The sequence below is a fragment of the Pseudoalteromonas sp. BZK2 genome (genome assembly GCF_014349195.1).
GTDB lineage: Bacteria > Pseudomonadota > Gammaproteobacteria > Enterobacterales > Alteromonadaceae > Pseudoalteromonas > Pseudoalteromonas simplex.
Genome location: NZ_JACSOG010000026.1, coordinates 30773 through 48894, shown reverse-complemented (window position 1 = coordinate 48894; position 18122 = coordinate 30773). Strand labels below are relative to the sequence as shown.

Genomic DNA, 18122 nt, shown 5'->3' with positions numbered 1-18122 from the left:
ATTTATGTCTTTTTGTAGTTGGGAAGCCAAAAGGTTAATTTCGTTAGCCATTCCTGTTTTTTTGGCACAGGTAACCCTTATTTTAATGACGGTTGTTGATACCGTGATGGCAGGCCAAGTGAGTGCAACAGATTTGGCGGCACTTTCTATTGCAACAGGTATTTGGAATCCGTTAATGCTTGCGTTGCAAGGCATATTATTGGCGTTAACCGGTATCATTGCGCAGTTTGCTGGTTCAAACGATAAACAAGGTATTAGTCATTATTTTCAACAGGGCCTGTATCTGGCGTTAGTACTTGCCATAATCGGTTTAGGGCTGGCAAGCCTTGCTGATACTGTGCTTAGTCAATTAGATACTTCACAGTCTATTACCCACTTAGCTGAGCAATACATTCATTTTGTTAAATGGGGTATTTTTGGTTTTTTACTTTTCAGTGTGTACCGCAATATCACTGAAGGTATGGGAATGACCAAACCTGCTTTTTACATTAGTTTAATTGGCTTAGCAGTTAATATTCCGGCCAACTACGTATTTATACATGGTAAATTAGGTTTTCAAGCCTACGGTGGCGCGGGCTGTGGTATTGCCACGGCGCTGGTATTTACAGCAATGGCGTTAACTCAGGTTATTTATTGCCACTTTAATAAAAAGATTGATGCCAAAGCATTGCTAGCCAATTTCGAAGCGCCAAAGCCCGCTACTTTGTGGACTATCACCAAAGTAGGTATTCCAATTTCATTAGCTACTTTTTTTGAAGTAACGCTATTTGCTTGTATTCCTTTGTTTATAGCACACTTAGGTGCAGTTGCTGTTGCCGGTCACCAAATTGCAGCCAGTGTGACGACATTACTGTTTATGATGCCGTTAAGCCTCTCAATTGCCATTAGCATTCGAATAGGCAATTTGTTTGGCCAACAACACTATCAGCAGTTAAAAAATGCCGTTAAAACGAGTTATATTCTCGCGGCAATTATTGCTTTTTTACTGGCAAGTGTGACCTTTTTTGCTCGAGATATTATAAGCCAATTGTATTCTGACAACCCTGAAGTATTAGCTCTTGCTTCTTCAATCATGGTACTTGCTTGTATCTACCAGTTACCAGATGCCCTGCAAGTTTCTGCCAATGGTATTTTACGGGGATTAAAATACACGGCACCGATTGGTTATATCACCTTTGTATCCTATTGGTTGATCGGCTTTGCGCTTGGCTTCGTACTTGCTCGTACAGATTTAATTGTTCCAGCACTGGGCCCTCATGGCTTTTGGATAGGCATTATTGTGGGGTTAAGTGCCGCAGCAATTATGTTGATGTTCACTGTTCATAGGCGATTTAAACATGCACCTTTTTTGCAAAACCAATAGCCTTTTAAACTCTATCATCGCAACAGCGTGTGTGGCACTTATTGCCTGCACGCCCTCCTCCGGTGATGTAAATCACACCTACGCGCAAAGATTAGAAAACGTACTTAAAACCGAAAGTTTTAAACTCTCTAAACCAAGTACACTCACTGTTAACCACTTTTCTGAAAATACTGAAGTTAAAGCAACCATTGGCATGCTTGAACTTGCCCAGTTACGTCAATGTAAACTCGCAACTCTTATTGCTGAACATAATAACCAGCTTGGCAAAACAGCAACGCCTGCTAATGTTCTTAGTTATCAAATTAAGTTTATTCAAAGCGCAAATGAGTGCTTAGAAAGCTTTGATGAACGAGATGAATTATTTGAAAAAATAAAACTCACCGCAATACAAAAACAAGCAAACCTTGCTAACTACTTTAGAGCTATGCTGCTCAACGAAAGCGAGTTTAAGCAAAGCTGGCAGCTAAGCTCGACACACATTGATGAAAACACCGCAGGTTTTAGCGAAACCGTGAGCGCGATGGAGCAAATTGCTAAGTTAAACAATCAAATTAATACCGGCAAAATAAACGCTATAGAGCCAGAGCAAATCATCAACCAACTCGAAGTATTAAATCGTTTTAAATACAACAAGCTACTCATTTCTGCGGCTCGTGTGCAAACACATTACAATCAACAATTAACAGCGCTGCTCATGAAGTATTCAAAAGATGATCTCTGCCCTGCAAACAAGAATAAACAAAAAGCGCAAACGTTGAGTAATGTGTTTAAAAAGTTTTATTTAGAGCAACTACAGCCTTATCAATCATTCTTAGTGGGTCGATTAGAAACTCTACAACCTCTTTACCAGCAAATATGGCGTGACACAGAATTGGCCCAGTTTGTAGATAACGACAGTAATGACGCAATTTTACAAAGTCTTAAGCACTCTGCGAAAAGGCATGTTGCTTGGTGGCAAGGTTTTTACAGAACGTGCGAAATTAGTCCGTTATGAATAAAAAACCAGCACTTAGCACAAAAATAGCTAAAGCTGCTTGATTCACACAACCAGTCGCTATATATTAGCCTCCGTTGTTTAGCCATGCTAACAACAGTTTTAAATCAAAATACAACCGTAGCTCAGTTGGTTAGAGCACTACCTTGACATGGTAGGGGTCGGTGGTTCGAATCCACTCGGTTGTACCATGATTTAGGTATAACCAAAGGAAAGAGCACTACCACTCTTAATGGCCCGGTCCAAAGGTCGGTGGTTCGAATCCACTCGGTTGTACCAATCTTGATTTTAACATCTCAGTACGACCGTAGCTCAGTTGGTTAGAGCGCTACCTTGACATGGTAGAGGTCGGTGGTTCGAATCCACTCGGTCGTACCAATTTATTCAAATTCCTCATAATTTTATTATCCTAAAATCAATATTATACAGTTGAAACTCAGTTGGTTAGAGCACTACCACTCTTATCGGCTCGGTCCAAAGGTCAATAGTTCGAATCCACTCGGTCGTACCAATTCTTAATGTTCCAAATTTAAAACATCTCTAGCTCAGTTGGTTAGAGCACTACCGCTCTCTATGACCCACGCCAAAATCGGTGGTTCGAATCCACTCGGTCGTACCAATACTTAATTTTCCAAATTTAAAATATCTGTAGCTCAGTTGGTTAGAACACTACCGCTCTCTATGACCCACGCCAAATTCGGTGGTTCGAATCCAGTCGGTCGTACCAATTCTTAATTTTCCAAATTTAAAATATGTAGTTCAGTTGTTTAACGCACTACTGCTTCAATCGTTTGCTCTCAGTCTCATACCCTGAATTAACGTTATGAAACTGAGTAGGAGCAGTAAAAAATTTATTAATTGGCGAGTTTCAAACCAATAATGCCAAGGGCGATCAGTAGCAAGCTGGCTATTTTTAATAGACTCACGCCTTCAGCTAATAGTGTCATGCCTATTATTGCTGAGCCAATAACGCCGATACCAACCCAAACCGCATAAGCCAAACTAAGTGGTAATGATTTGAGCGCCACACTTAAGCAATAAAAGCTGGCAGCCATGGTTAAGATTGTAAAGAATGAAATGAGGGGTTTTGTAAAACCGTCTGATTGTTTTAAGCCATAAGCCCAAGCGACTTCAAGTAAGCCAGCAGCAATAAGTAGGATCCAATTCATGGTCGACCTCTTTATGGGGTCGTCCCCGAATTTAATTTCAACTTTAAGGTCGTCCTCAAAGCGGTGTAGCACATCACCACACACGGCGCAATTTAGCACGCCCAAATTATCAAGGCAACTATAGCCACAAAAAAGCGAGCAATCTGCTCGCTTTTTTATACTTGGCTTTTATTCGTCGCCTATAAACTCACAGTTGGCGACCAATAATCAGTGCGCCACCTTGAGCTAATAAGTTTAAGGTTAACTTGCCACTGTTACTTACTGTGACTTGCATAGTACCAGCGCTGCCATCTTTTTTATCAAACAACAGGGTGATTTTTTTACCCGCTAACATAGGTAAATCGATATCGAATTTTTTGGTTTTATTTTCACCATTCAAGGCTGCTACCCACCATGTTTGTTGATGACGCCTTGCGATCGTTACATCTTGACCCGGTTGACCTGCAATATAACGTGTTTCATCCCATACCGTTGGCATCGCCTTTAAAGTATCAATAACAAATTGGGGTTGCTCTGCAAGGTTATTTGGCGTCAGCCCAAAATGTTGCACTGGTGATTGATAAAGCACACCTGTTGCCAGTTCAAATGTATCTGTGGTTTTACGAATAGTGCCGACTGTTTGATCTTGCGATAAGCGTTTGTTTAAAAACACAGGGGCAAAATCCATAGCGCCAATAGCATTACGAGTGAATGGTAAAATAGTCGCGTTATAGGCATGTAAATCTAACGAATTTTGATGAAAAACAAGGTTCTCCGATGCCAGTACCGCTTCAGAAGTAACGAAGTTAGGATACATTCTTTCCCAGCCACGCGGGATGGTGCTGCCATGAAAGGTGATTACTAAACCATACTGATTTGCATCTGTAAGAATATCTTCATACAGTTTAATGGTTTCTTGTTTATCACCACCAAAAAAGTCTACTTTCAGCCCTTTTACACCAATGCTTTGCAGCCACGCCATTTCATTTCGACGTGCAGGTGCACTGTTCATTCTATTTTGTGGGGTCTGTGGTGCATCATTCCACCAGCCATTTGAGTTGTACCACAAAATAACATCAACGTTCTTCCCATTGGCGTACTTAACCAATTCAGCCATTCTCTCGCGGCCAATGTTTTTATCCCACCAATTGTCGATTAATACATATTCAAAATTTAATGATGCAGCTAAGTCAATAAATTTGATTTGGTCATCGTAGTTGATACTTGGGTCTTGCCAAACAATCCAGCTCCATGTTGATCGACCCATTTTATAATTTTGACTTGCTTGATAAAGTGGTTTAACCAAATCAAATGCCACGGTTGATTCAACAATTGGTTTTAAACTTGTTCCTAACGTGATGGTACGCCAAGGTGTGGTTGCTGGCATTGCCATAGTGGCATAAGTTGCACCAATGCCATTGTTTTCACCGGCCTGAGGAAATGAAATACGATATACACCGTCTTTCGTGCCTTCGCTTAATTTTGAGCCAACATAATGGCTATCAACACCGGTTTCTGAAATTAATAACCAGCCTTTGTCGCTATTTTTAAATAATGCAGGAAAGGTATAACCCACGCCATTCGCTGACGGTGTTCCAAGGGCTTCGTTAAAGGTGTAAGGCTCTTCGTAACTTGGTTTTGTTTGCATCCAGCCCGTTTCAGGTAAGGCTTGTGGGCTTATAAATGTAGTTGCATTATCTGGTAGGTTAAAAGCACTGTATTCAGCTAACACCTTGATACGGGTATCTGTTTCAGCTCCCGATATCTGATAACGAAATGCAACATCGCTATCAGACACATTAAACTCGACGCCAAGTATTCTGCCGTCTTGGTTTTCAAATTGCGCTTTGAGTGTATTCGCTGTGTAATTTACGTCACTCACCTTCGCATTATGCAATTTATAGCTTTTATTGACCGAAGCGGTTGTATGGCTTTTATATTTGAGGATTTGTGAAAAATCACCTAGGTTGGTATTTAAACCAAGCTCTGATTGCTGCAAAAAAACCTGATTGCCATAATTTACGCTATAAACAAGCTGGTTTTGTTGTTTTTCGAGTTTTACAGTTATTTGTCCATCAGGGCTTGTAACGCTAAGCGGTAATTGTGCGTGAGCAAGCATAGAGCTTGTGAGAAGTGATATATAGAGACTTAGTTTTATCATTGTTGTTATCCTTAAGTTGCAAAAGCGTTAAGTGTTATCATAATACAAATGCAAACTTTTTGTCACTCGAGTCTACAACTATAAGCTGTGACCGAAAAATGTACTCCATAAGTTAGATATTGTTACAGTTCCTAGGTTGTATATTTACGACAAAAGGCTAAGCTTTAGATAAATAACAAAAACTTAAACAATTTATGAAACTATTAACAGTGCTCTTTTTATTCGCCTCATATCAAGCCCTTGCGGGTCTAACACCTGTTAGTTTTGAAAAAAATGGTGAAATCGTCACTGAAGAAGCGGTGCGTTTCAACGGCGGATACGGTTATAACCTAAGTGCCAAACATGTTTTAAAGCTCGTCACTTTAGATTGGCCTCCTTATATTGACGAAAACTTGTGTAACAAGGGCTGGCTCTATCAATTTACTGTCAGCTCACTTCTTGAAAAAGGTTATGGCATACACATTGGTTTCTACCCATGGGCGCGTGCCGTAAGAGAAGCTGAATTAGGTCGCGCTGATATTCTTTTTCCTGAGTACTTCATTGAAGATGATGTTGTATCAGATAATTTTCTTAGTAAAACTCGCAACAATTTACTTGCTTTAAGTCATGAAATACCTGGTGGAGATCTATCATTCGTGGCGTTAAAAGGAAATCAAATCCCTTTCAATGGTGATTTAAAATCAGTTGAGAATTTACCTATTGGTGTAGTCCGCTCTTATAAAAATACCAAAAAACTCGATGCTATGATTGATAATAAAGAAATCGATACAATCGTCGCAAATAATGAATACCAGTTAATCCATCTTTTACTAAGTAATCGAGTAAGTCTGATTGTGGCGGACCTTGAAGTTCTTAAAGCCAGTGTTTATAAGTCTGAATTATCAATTAGCGGCAAACGACAAATTTTAGAATCACTGGTCGCGCTAGAACCAAAGCTTGAATACAAACCGCTTTATTATTCTATTAGTAAATCAACGCCGCACTGGCAAAAAGTTTTACAAGATTTAAATGATGAAATTGAACTGATGCAACAAAGCGGCAAGTTTGATGAATATATTGAAAGAATGAAACAACAGTGCTACGGATCAGACAAAGCGGCGTAACCGCCGCTTTATTTTGATTATATCAGTACGCGATTGAGTACTACTCGGGCACTCTAACCCAACCTTCCATCAACACACGCGCACTTCGGCTCATACTTGCTTTAGTGACTTGCCAATTGCCATCAACAAGTGTTGCAGCAGCGCCGACTTTTAAAGTGCCAGAAGGATGACCAAAGTTTACCTCTTGTCGCTCACCACCGCCTGCCGCAAGATTTACTAAAGTTCCAGGTATGGCAGCTGCAGTACCTATTGCTACCGCAGCCGTGCCCATCATAGCATGGTGCAATTTACCCATCGACATAGCACGTACCACTAAATCAATATCTGTATCACTGACAACTTTACCGCTTGATGCGTGATACGTTTTAGCAGGTGCTACCCAAGCTACTTTTGGCGTATGTTGGCGTGCCTTTGCTTCATCAATATGAGAAATTAGCCCCATTTTCAACGCCCCATAGGCGCGAATTGTTTCTAATTTTTCAAGTGCCGATGCGTCACCATTTATGGCTTCTTGAAGCTCTGTGCCATCGTAGCCAACTTCACTGGCGTTAATGAAAACTGTAGGAATACCCGCATTGATCATCGTTGCAGACAACATACCAATACCCGGCACTTCTAGCTCATCGACTAAGTTACCTGTTGGGAATAAGGCCCCTTCGCCATCTGCAGGGTCCATAAATTCAAGTTTTACTTCAGCGGCTGGAAAGGTCACGCCATCAAGCTCAAAATCACCGGTTTCTTGCACTTCGCCGTTAGTAATTGGCACATGTACTATAATGGTTTTACTAATATTGACTTGCCAAACTTTAACTTCGACAACGCCGTTGTCTGGAATTTTGCTGGCATCAACAAGGCCGTTCGACACAGCAAAGGCTCCGACTGCAGAAGTTAAATTTCCGCAGTTACCACTCCAATCAACAAATGCTTTATCAATAGCTACTTGACCAAATAAATAATCAACATCGTGATCAGGTTTCGCGCTTTTTGATAATATTACCGTCTTACTGGTGCTTGAGGTTGCACCGCCCATACCATCAGTTTGTTTTTGGTAAGGATCGGGGCTACCAATCACACGTAACAACAGGTTATCGCGCGCCTCACCTGCCACTTGGGCAGGCTCAGGTAAGTCAGTTAAGTTAAAGAAAACCCCTTTACTGGTGCCGCCACGCATATAGGTCGCTGGCACCTTAATTTGTGGTTTAAACGCCATCGCTTAGTGCTCCTCAGATTCTAAAAAATCTTGCGCGAAACGTTGCAGTACACCACCCGCTGAATAAATTGACACTTCTTCAGCGGTATCTAATCGACACGTCATTGGTACTTCAACGGTTTCACCATTGGCACGAGTAATTACTAATGTCAGTGTTGCACCTGGTGTTGGCTCACCTTTGACACTAAAACTCTCACTACCATCAATACCTAGCGTAGTTCGTGTCGTGCCTGCTTTAAACTCAAGCGGTAATACACCCATACCAATTAAGTTAGTGCGGTGAATACGCTCAAAGCCCTCGGCTGCAATCACTTGAACACCAGCTAGGCGAACACCTTTTGCAGCCCAGTCACGTGACGAACCTTGACCATAATCGGCACCAGCTACAATGATAAGCGGTTGTTTGCGCTGCATGTAGGTTTCGATAGCTTCCCACATACGCGTCACTTTGCCTTCTGGTTCAATGCGAGCATATGAACCTTGCTTCACTTCACCATTTTCTTTAACCATTTCATTCAATAACTTAGGGTTAGCGAATGTAGCACGCTGTGCTGTTAAATGGTCACCTCGGTGAGTAGCATAGGAGTTAAAATCTTCTTCTGGGAGACCCATTTTAGCCAGGTATTCACCAGCAGCACTTGACGCTAAAATCGCATTCGAAGGTGATAAGTGATCAGTAGTGATGTTGTCGCCCAACACAGCTAATGCACGCATATCACTCAGAGAGCGTTCACCCGCTAATGCGCCTTCCCAATAAGGAGGTCGGCGAATATAAGTACTTTGTGGACGCCATTGGTAAAGTGGATCGTTGTCTTCACCGTAATCTACACTTAAGTCAAACATTGGCTCGTAAACCTTTTTAAATTGTTCAGGTTTAACACTTTGTTTGATCACTGCATCAATTTCTTCATCTGTTGGCCATAAATCCATAAGGCGAATTTCGTTACCTTGTTGATCATGCCCTAATACATCTTTTTCGATATCAAAACGAATAGTACCGGCGATAGCATAAGCAACAACCAGCGGCGGTGAAGCTAAGAATGCTTGTTTAGCATAAGGGTGAATACGGCCATCGAAGTTACGGTTACCCGAAAGTACAGCGGTTGCGTATAAGTCGCGGTCAATCACTTCTTGCTGAATTTTTGGATCAAGCGCACCACTCATGCCGTTACAGGTTGTACATGCAAAGGCAACGATACCAAAACCTAGTTGTTCAAGCTCAGGTAATAAATTTGCTTCTTCTAAGTAAGACTTAACCGCTTTAGAACCCGGTGCCAGTGATGTTTTAACCCATGGCTTACGAGTTAACCCTTTAGCGTTAGCATTACGCGCAAGTAAACCTGCAGCAATAACGTTACGTGGGTTACTAGTATTCGTACAACTTGTGATTGCAGCAATGATACAGGCACCATCTGGCATTAAGCCTTCTTCATTCTCAACAACGCCAGTGATACCCGCTTTATCAAGTTCGCTTGTTGCAACACGGCGATGTGGATTTGAAGGGCCCGCAATATTGCGACCAACTGATGATAGATCAAAGGTTAACACACGCTCATATTCTGCCGTTTTAAGGCTATCACTCCAAAGGCCAGTTTCTTTTGCGTAAGTTTCGACGAGTTGAACTTGCTCTTCTTCACGGCCTGTTAAACGTAGATAATCAAGCGTGTTGTCATCGATGTAGAACATCGCAGCTGTTGCGCCAAACTCCGGCGTCATATTAGAAATAGTTGCTCTATCGCCTAATGTAAGTGCATCGGCACCTTCGCCATAAAACTCAAGGTAGGTCGATACAACTCTTTCATTACGTAAAAATTCGGTGATCGCTAATACGATATCGGTTGCAGTAATACCCGGTTGTGGCTTGCCTTTGAGCTCAACACCCACAATATCAGGTAAACGCATGTAAGATGCACGGCCAAGCATCACGCTTTCAGCTTCAAGACCACCTACACCGACTGCAATAACACCTAATGCATCGACCATAGGTGTGTGGCTATCTGTACCAACTAATGTATCTGGGAATGCTACGCCGTCACGTTTTTGGATCACAGGCGACATTTTCTCTAAATTGATTTGATGCATTATGCCGTTACCCGGCGGGATCACATCAATATTTTTAAATGCTGTTTTCGTCCAATTAATAAAGTGGAATCGGTCATCGTTACGACGGTCTTCAATAGCACGATTTTTTTCAAATGCGTCAGGTTCAAAACCTGCGTGTTCAACCGCTAATGAATGGTCAACAATTAACTGTGTCGGTACCACAGGGTTTACTTTTGCAGGATCGCCGCCTTTTGCAGCTATGGCATCACGCAGGCCTGCTAAATCAACTAACGCTGTTTGACCTAAGATGTCGTGACACACAACGCGCGCAGGAAACCATGGAAAATCTAAATCACGCTTGCGGTCAATCAATTGCGACAGTGCATCATTTAGCATTTCAGGGTCACAACGACGAACTAAGTTTTCGGCAAGTACTCGCGATGTATAAGGAAGTGTGGCATAGCTGCCCGGTTTAATTGCATCAACAGCAGCGCGCGTATCAAAGTAATCGACGCCGGTGCCTGCTAATGGTTTTCTAAAATTTGTATTCATGATGATTCTACTTGTACTTGGTGACGGTGAACAATGGTGGGCTGATTGTTTTTGTATTTATTTCGCCCCTTCATAAAGGGGCAGCTAAGCTACCCCTATCACTGATTTAATTAACGATTAACGCTCAGAAATTGGCGTATAGCTGCGCGCTTCTGGGCCCGTATAATCTGCACTTGGGCGAATAATACGATTATTAGCACGTTGCTCTTTCACGTGTGCTGTCCAACCTGTTACACGGCTCATCACGAAAATTGGCGTGAATAACTTAGTTGGAATACCCATGAAGTGATACGCAGATGCATGGAAGAAATCAGCATTACAGAATAATTTCTTTTCACGCCACATAACTTCTTCACAGCGAACAGACACTGGATAAAGCACATCATCACCCACTTCTGCTGCCAGTTTTTCTGACCACTTTTTGATGATCACGTTACGTGGATCTGATTCACGGTAAATAGCGTGACCAAAGCCCATGATCTTGTCTTTACGGTCAAGCATACCCATCAGCGCATCTTCAGCTTGGTCTGCACTAGTAAAGCCTTCAATCATATCCATAGCCGCTTCGTTCGCACCACCATGTAATGGACCACGTAAGCTACCAATCGCACCCGTTACACAAGAGTGAATATCAGACAATGTTGATGCACACACACGCGCAGTGAATGTTGATGCATTAAACTCATGCTCTGCATAAAGAATTAAAGACACATTCATTACTTGCTCAAACAGTGCTGATGGTGCTTCGTCATGTAATAAACGTAAGAAGTGTGCACCTACCGAATCATCATCTGTTTCAGTTTCAATACGAACGCCGTCATGGCTAAAGCGATACCAGTAACAAATAATGCTTGGGAATACAGCAACCATGCGGTCAATCGCATCATTAGCTTCAGAGAAGTCTTGCTCCATTTCTAGGTTACCTAGCATAGAACAACCCGTACGCATTACATCCATTGGATGCGCGTCTTTAGGAATGTTTTCAAGCACTGTTTTAAGTGCATCTGGTAAACCACGTAGTGATTTTAGCTTTGCTTTATATTCAGTCAGCTCAGACTCTGTTGGTAATTCACCGCGCGACAGTAAAAAAGACACTTCTTCAAACTGCGCTTTATCTGCTAATTCACTAATATCATAACCACAATAAGTTAAACCTGAACCTGACTTACCTACTGTACACAGAGCTGTTTCACCTGCTACTTGACCACGTAAACCTGCGCCGCCTAATGCTTTATCTACCATGAGTGTTCTCCTTATATGTTGTCGTTATGATTTTTTAGCTGAGAAAAGGTTATCGAGTGTGTTTTCATATGAGTGATAATCTAAAAACTCATATAATTCCGCACGTGTTTGCATATTGTCTACTTGGCTTTGTTGCGAGCCTTCGCTAAGAATAGACGAATACACATTAAGTGCGGCTTTGTTCATCGCTCTAAATGCACTAAGTGGATAAAGTACAATTTCAACACCCACTTCGCTCAATTGCTCTTTTGTATAAAGTGGCGTTTGGCCAAATTCAGTGATATTCGCAAGAATTGGCACATTTAAAGCTTTAGCAAACGCTTGGTAATCTGCTAAATCATGTACCGCTTCTGCAAAGATAGCGTCTGCACCAGCTTCAACACACGCTGCTGCGCGGTCAATCGCGGCATTTAAGCCTTCTTTTTGGAATGCATCAGTACGCGCCATAATATAAAAATCACTGTCTGTTTTGGCATCAACCGCAGCTTTAATACGGTCAACCATTTCATCTTTAGACACGATTTCTTTATTAGGACGGTGACCACAACGTTTTTGTGCTACTTGGTCTTCAATATGGAAGCCCGCTGCGCCTGCTTTGGTCATTTCTTTAACGGTACGAGCAATATTAAAAGCACCGCCCCAACCTGTGTCAGCATCAACAAGAAGCGGTAAGTCGGTAGCGCTGGTGATTCGACGAATATCTTCAAGTACGTTATCAAGGCTAGTCATACCTAAATCTGGCATGCCGTATGATGCGTTAGCAACACCCGCACCTGAGAGGTAAAGTGCTTGGTGGCCTGTTTTCTCTGCCATCATTGCGCAGTACGCGTTGACGGTGCCAACCACTTGCAATGGCTTGTTGTTGGCGATTGCCTGTTTGAATTTTAATCCTGCTGACATTGGATAACTCCTATCTTTGAACGGTTTCAGCTCTTTGGCTAACTCTATTTTTTAAATCTAAATTGTGACTGTTTAACTACGGCGCTACTGATTTTTTGCTGCGAGTAAGTCAAACTTCGTCTGAATATTTGCCTGAGACGCACTAATATGGCGTTTCATAAGCATTTCGGCTAATTCACCGTCATGGTTTTCAATGGCATTAATAATAGCCAAGTGTTCATCAAACGCTTTTGATACACGTGGCCCAACCATCCCCATTTGTACACGGTACATACGAATTAACTGGTACAACTCATTACATAACAGATGAATTAAGTGTGCGTTTTTCGACCCTTTAATGATGCGATAATGAAAATCAAGGTCGCCCGCTTCTTGGTAGTATGATTCACCTTCTTTTACACGCTGTGTTTGTAAGTGCTGATTCAATAACTGTTTTAAACCCTGTACTTCTTCAGGTTCCATGTTGTCGGCAGCTAACCGACAAGCTAGCCCTTCTAAGGCACTACGAACCTGATAGACTTCGATTAAACGCTCGGCGGTTAGCGCAACAACACGACAACCGACATTCGCTTTACGCTCTACCAAATAACAGCTCTCTAAACGATTTAGTGCCTCACGTAAGGTGGCACGGCTTACACCATAGCGTTTAGCAAGTTCTGGCTCAGAAATTTTGCTACCCTGCACGATGGTGCCTTGGACAATTTCACGACGCATGTCGACAAACACTTGGTCTGATGCTGTTGTTATCGTGATATCGTTGTAGTTATCGTTGGCTTTTTGCTCTGTCATAATAGGTCTATCAAAGTACTAAATTAAGATTGTCGACAATTTGCGCGTTCACTATGCGCCCTATCATTGAAACTGTCAACCTTGAGATCGGAAAAACAGACTAAAAAACCAGCAAAATGTCGACATAAATTGATATTTATCAAAAATAATGGCTATAAAGAACATTTATATTAGTAATATGTCGACACTTCAATCTCACTGTTAAAAAGCTAAAAATATCCCCTGATAGCGCTATAAATGGTATGATCCAGCTATTATTACGTGATGTGAGAGCCATTTAGTGGACGCTAATACATATATTCCTGACTCATTTATTGATGATGTAAAAAGCTACCTTCCTGAACATTTATCATTAGACGACTTTATTGCAGCCTGTCGCCGCCCACTAAGACGATCTGTTCGCGTAAATACATTAAAAATGTCAGTCGCAGAATTTCAGCGTCAATGTGCCAAAAAAGGATGGGAGTTAACAGCAATTCCATGGTGCGAAGAAGGGTTCTGGCTAACACGCCCAAGCGACGAAGAAGCCGCCCTTGCAATCGGTAATACCGATTTACACTTAAGTGGTGCTATGTATGTGCAAGAAGCCAGCTCAATGTTACCGCCGGTAGCACTAAGAGCCGAAGTTAAGCAAAGCGATGCAGTACTTGATATGGCATCGGCACCGGGTTCAAAAACATCACAAATCGCCGCCATGATGGATAATAGTGGCGTGTTAGTGGCCAATGAGTTGTCATCGTCACGCTTAAAAGTATTGGCTGCAACCCTCAAACGTATGGGTGTGGGTAATTGTGCATTATCACATTTTGACGGTGTGATATTCGGGGATTACATGTATGAGTGCTTCGACAGCATTTTGCTAGATGCCCCGTGTTCAGGTGAAGGCACGGTTCGTAAAGATGCAGACGCCCTAAAAAATTGGTCAATCGAATCTAATATTGATATTGCTGCTGTGCAAAAAGCCCTTATCAAAAGTGCCTTTTATGCCTTAAAACCAGGCGGCACATTAGTCTATTCGACCTGTACTTTAACACCCCTTGAAAACCAACAAGTGTGTGAGTATCTATTAGCAGAGTTCCCTGATTGCATCGAAGTACAACCGCTCGACAGCCTGTTTGATGGCGCAGACAAAGCGACAACCAGTGAAGGTTATTTACATGTTTGGCCGCAAACTTACGACAGTGAAGGTTTCTTCATCGCTAAATTTAAGAAAGTAGCATCAAGCGATAACCCAAATCAAAAAGTTAAAAAAGGCGCATTTCCGTTTGCTCAATTTTATAAAAAGCAAAGCCAAGCGTTTATGCAAACAATTAAAAAACAGTTCGGTCTAAAATCACTTCAAGGCACCTTAATGCAACGTGATAAAGAGCTTTGGTTGTTTCCTGATGGCTTTGATGAACTGCAAGATAAAATTAAATACTCACGTTTAGGTATTCAACTTGGTGTGATCCACAAAGGCGGTGTTCGCTTAACTCACGAGTTTGCCACTGTCTTTGGCCAAGATTGCGATAAAAATACCTTTGAGATGTCTGCTTGCCAAGCAAACGATTACTTTAACGGTAAAGATATTAGGCTCGAAAAACCAACGCAAGATAATGGTGAAGTAGTTTTAATGTTATGTGGTTGTCCGGTAGGCCTAGGTAAGTGGCAAAAGAATAAAATTAAGAACTCATTACCTCGTGATTTGGTCCAAAATGCCCAGTTGATAACTTGGGTATAAGTTGCGCATAAAGACTGTATAAATAAGGCGCTAATTTAGGTAAAAAGCTGTAACAGACTGATTTTAAACCAGTATAAAATTTGTACATTTACCGTGCAATTTCCTGTTGATTAACTACACTTAAAAGTACTTTCTACTTCTCCCTACTGAATTTAGAAGGTGTTTTTTTATAGTTAGCGCAGGCTCACACGAGCCACCCCCTAAGCCCAGAACAATGCGGATTCGTTCTGGGCGTTTTTTTATTCAAAAGCATTCGATTAATTATCGTTTAAATCGAATTCAGTTATTTGGTTATCAGCGTGTATAAGTTCATATTTAGCTAGTAAACCATCATTGAGCTCAATTAAGCTGATAGCCGCATTACTGACCAAATACTTTTGCCCTTCGCCTATGGTTTGGTGTTTATCAACTTCCATTTGCCAACGCTTAGTGAAAAAGTTAAGTGGGCTTTTCGGCGCATATAAAATTGAGTCGAGTTTATCGAGTACATTAATAAGTTTGCGTGGGAACTCATTTTTAATGCCACTGGCAGTCAACTGCCAAATTCGGTTTTTATGTTTACCAAAGCGCTTTTGAACTGAAAAACAAAATGAATAATGAACATCACCAGAGAGGATCAAGGTTTCTTTTGGCGTATCTTCACGGCGAAAAGTATCTAGCAGTTTTTTAGCAGAACCTTCATGGGCCATCCAGTTTTCAACATCAACCAACAATGGCTGCCCGCAAAAATTAAAAATAGCTTGGATTGCTTCAATCGATTTAACACCAAACACCGGTGCTGGAGATACGATAATCACTTTATCGTGAGACAATAAGCTTTCTTCTAATTCAGTGAGCCTTTCCCAATCAAGTAAGCCTGATGGCTCATTGAAATTTTGCTCATTACGCCAGCGATGGGTTCGGGTATCGAGAACCACAACTTTTGGGATGGTATTAAGCTCGTAATGCCAATGGTTAAAATTGAGTATTAGCTTATCAAAGTCTTTAAAATGCCAGCTCTGTTGTTGCAGGCTTTGTTTAAAACTAGGTAATAAAGACAAAGTGTTATCACCTGCATCATTACCAATCCCCTGCATTAACCAATAACTAATCAGGCCATTATTTACAATACGACGGCTAGCTGGGTGCTGATAAATAGCCTGCTCCCACCCTGCGGTTAAGTTCCAGTCATCGGTGACATCATGATCGTCAAACATCATTAATGTCGACACATTGGCGAATAACCTTTCAACACTGTGAAGGCCATTTGCAAAGCCAACCAGTGCGTCCTTTTCAAGTTTAAATAGGTTAGCGTATTTAGGGGCTAATGCTGGGCATTCAATTGATTCAAACTCAATCAACTGCCAAGTAACAGCGCTGAAGTTTAATAAATAAAGCGCTATAAATTCTTGAAAATGAATTAAGTGGTTTTCAGCTTTTAAGCTTGAGAAGTGTGGCTCATCTTTTTTAAGCCAATAACCAACACCAAATTTGCTCCGTTTTTGCCAAGGTACTTTAGGTAAGTGTAAATGGCGCTGATAAAGTTGCTGCTCAAACTCTTCTGGTAAATCTAAATCAAGCGCTGGCTCTTGAAACACACCAAATAGACTAATCACTTTTTCAATCGCGAGCAGCATAGGCCCTGCGACATCATCCGCATATATTTGGTCGCCAGATAACAATAATAGGTCAGCACCAGCATTAAGTGACTGGCGCTGAACATTTTGCCAATTATCTGCAGCTACAAGGCTATCTTTTGCAGGGTGATGAGGGTTACGACACGAACCATGCAGAATTCTATCGAGTCGATTGGGGATCACAAATGCAGGAGATTCGGCACGCTCATAGCAAAAAGACGACAAATCAAGGCTTTTTTCTTCATCATGTAACGAATAATAGATCAGTGAATCAACTGCAAACTGGCCATTGACAGGCATGACATTGATGAAATTTAAGTAAAGCTGTTGCCCTAATTGGATGGACTCTAAGTTCGAGTATGTTTCAACTCCGCTAAACTCAATTCGGTAGTGGCAAGGCCTAGTTGTAACAAATTGAAAGCACACTCGCCCTGCATCTGCTCGGCGCACCATTGGCCCCATTACTAACTGAGGTAAATTCGATACGCCGTGCACCATTACGCCCTTTTAGCCTGATTAAACAACGAGTAAAAGTTGTTGGTTGTTGCTTCAGCTAACTCGTTAAAAGTAAGTCCTTTTAACTCAGCGATGTAGTAAGCCACATCTTCAACATAGGCTGGTTGATTTGTTTTACCACGATATGGAACAGGCGCTAAATACGGTGAATCTGTTTCGATTAGTAAGCGATCTAGCGGAATTTGCTTTACAACGTCTTTTAACTCTACGGCATTTTTAAACGTAACAATGCCCGAAATCGAAATATAAAAGCCCATATCAATGGCTTTTTTGGCCATATCCCAGCTTTCTGTAAAGCAATGCAATACACCACCACACTTCTCGGCATTGTGAGCGCGCATTAAGTTGATGGTGTCTTCTCTGGCATCTCGTGTATGAATAATAAGCGGCTTATTTAGCTCATTGGCAACGTCGATATGACCGACGAAGCTCTCTTGCTGAACAATATGAGTGTCTTTTGAGTAATAGTAATCAAGACCCGTTTCACCAATTGCTACCACTTTGTCGTGGCTTGCAAGTGAAATAAGCTTTTGCTTATCGAGTGCGTCTTTTTGATCGAGTGGATGCACACCACATGATGCAGAAACATCTGGATAGTTCTTAATTTTATCCAGCATACTTGGGAATTGATCTAAAGTTACGCTTACACATAAAAAGTGTTCTACTTTCTTTGCACGAGCATTATCGAGTACTTGGTCTAAGTCTAAGTCGAGTTTATCAAAATCTAAACGATCTAAATGACAATGAGAATCTACAATCATGGTA

General features: G+C 41.5%; 13 protein-coding genes and 2 tRNA genes. 6 read left to right on the top strand and 9 right to left on the bottom strand.

The annotated features are described in order from the left end of the window. The first annotated feature begins 4 nt into the window (after nucleotides 1–4). From BIZ38_RS15440 to BIZ38_RS15425, 4 genes are all read left to right on the top strand, one after another. Nucleotides 5–1363 carry an MATE family efflux transporter gene (locus tag BIZ38_RS15440; RefSeq protein ID WP_054561383.1) on the top strand — a complete coding sequence of 453 codons (1359 nt, stop codon included), beginning with the start codon at nucleotides 5–7 and terminating at the stop codon, nucleotides 1361–1363. Further along, a complete protein-coding gene (locus tag BIZ38_RS15435; RefSeq protein ID WP_187490679.1) occupies nucleotides 1338–2357 on the top strand; it encodes a DUF3080 family protein in 1020 nt (339 codons plus the stop codon). Before BIZ38_RS15440 ends, BIZ38_RS15435 begins: the two co-directional genes overlap by 26 nt. 114 nt (nucleotides 2358–2471) lie before the next feature. After that, a tRNA-Val gene (locus BIZ38_RS15430) sits at nucleotides 2472–2548 on the top strand. Nucleotides 2549–2658: 110 nt separating this feature from the next. Continuing rightward, nucleotides 2659–2735, top strand: a tRNA-Val gene (locus tag BIZ38_RS15425). 476 nt (nucleotides 2736–3211) lie between these two features. On the opposite strand, the gene BIZ38_RS15420 is transcribed toward BIZ38_RS15425, so the two are convergent. Both BIZ38_RS15420 and BIZ38_RS15415 read right to left on the bottom strand, forming a co-directional pair. After that, on the bottom strand, nucleotides 3212–3526 hold the full coding sequence (locus tag BIZ38_RS15420; protein WP_054554730.1) for a DMT family transporter: 315 nt from the start codon (nucleotides 3524–3526) through the stop codon (nucleotides 3212–3214). Nucleotides 3527–3713: 187 nt separating this feature from the next. Next, on the bottom strand, nucleotides 3714–5666 hold the full coding sequence (locus BIZ38_RS15415; RefSeq protein WP_187490678.1) for a glycoside hydrolase family 97 protein: 1953 nt from the start codon (nucleotides 5664–5666) through the stop codon (nucleotides 3714–3716). A 194-nt stretch (nucleotides 5667–5860) separates the two neighbouring features. On the opposite strand from BIZ38_RS15415, the gene BIZ38_RS15410 reads away from it, so the two are divergent. Next, nucleotides 5861–6769, top strand: coding sequence for a substrate-binding periplasmic protein (locus tag BIZ38_RS15410; RefSeq protein WP_166339256.1), 909 nt, complete (start codon nucleotides 5861–5863; stop codon nucleotides 6767–6769). 40 nt (nucleotides 6770–6809) lie between these two features. Here the strand turns inward: BIZ38_RS15410 and prpF are convergent, their stop codons facing one another. The 5 genes from prpF to BIZ38_RS15385 form a co-directional block, all read right to left on the bottom strand. After that, nucleotides 6810–7979: a 2-methylaconitate cis-trans isomerase PrpF gene (gene prpF / locus BIZ38_RS15405; RefSeq protein ID WP_166339258.1), complete on the bottom strand. Its 1170-nt coding sequence runs from the start codon at nucleotides 7977–7979 to the stop codon at nucleotides 6810–6812. A 3-nt stretch (nucleotides 7980–7982) separates the two neighbouring features. Further along, nucleotides 7983–10574, bottom strand: a complete 2592-nt coding sequence (acnD, locus tag BIZ38_RS15400) for a Fe/S-dependent 2-methylisocitrate dehydratase AcnD (protein WP_187490677.1) — start codon at nucleotides 10572–10574, stop codon at nucleotides 7983–7985. Nucleotides 10575–10691: 117 nt separating this feature from the next. Then, a complete protein-coding gene (gene prpC / locus BIZ38_RS15395) occupies nucleotides 10692–11816 on the bottom strand; it encodes a 2-methylcitrate synthase (protein ID WP_187490676.1) in 1125 nt (374 codons plus the stop codon). 24 nt (nucleotides 11817–11840) lie between these two features. Next, a complete protein-coding gene (gene prpB / locus BIZ38_RS15390; RefSeq protein ID WP_054561375.1) occupies nucleotides 11841–12716 on the bottom strand; it encodes a methylisocitrate lyase in 876 nt (291 codons plus the stop codon). An 84-nt stretch (nucleotides 12717–12800) separates the two neighbouring features. Then, on the bottom strand, nucleotides 12801–13505 hold the full coding sequence (locus tag BIZ38_RS15385; protein WP_187490675.1) for a GntR family transcriptional regulator: 705 nt from the start codon (nucleotides 13503–13505) through the stop codon (nucleotides 12801–12803). A 280-nt stretch (nucleotides 13506–13785) separates the two neighbouring features. On the opposite strand from BIZ38_RS15385, the gene rsmF reads away from it, so the two are divergent. After that, the gene (gene rsmF / locus BIZ38_RS15380; protein ID WP_187490674.1) at nucleotides 13786–15225 is read left to right on the top strand and encodes a 16S rRNA (cytosine(1407)-C(5))-methyltransferase RsmF; all 1440 of its coding nucleotides are present in this window, start codon (nucleotides 13786–13788) and stop codon (nucleotides 15223–15225) included. A 257-nt stretch (nucleotides 15226–15482) separates the two neighbouring features. Here the strand turns inward: rsmF and BIZ38_RS15375 are convergent, their stop codons facing one another. Together BIZ38_RS15375 and BIZ38_RS15370 are read right to left on the bottom strand one after the other, a co-directional pair. Beyond that, nucleotides 15483–17339 carry an alkaline phosphatase D family protein gene (locus BIZ38_RS15375; protein WP_187490673.1) on the bottom strand — a complete coding sequence of 619 codons (1857 nt, stop codon included), beginning with the start codon at nucleotides 17337–17339 and terminating at the stop codon, nucleotides 15483–15485. Further along, nucleotides 17339–18118: a TatD family hydrolase gene (locus tag BIZ38_RS15370; RefSeq protein WP_187490672.1), complete on the bottom strand. Its 780-nt coding sequence runs from the start codon at nucleotides 18116–18118 to the stop codon at nucleotides 17339–17341. Before BIZ38_RS15370 ends, BIZ38_RS15375 begins: the two co-directional genes overlap by 1 nt. Between the last annotated feature and the right edge of the window lie 4 nt (nucleotides 18119–18122).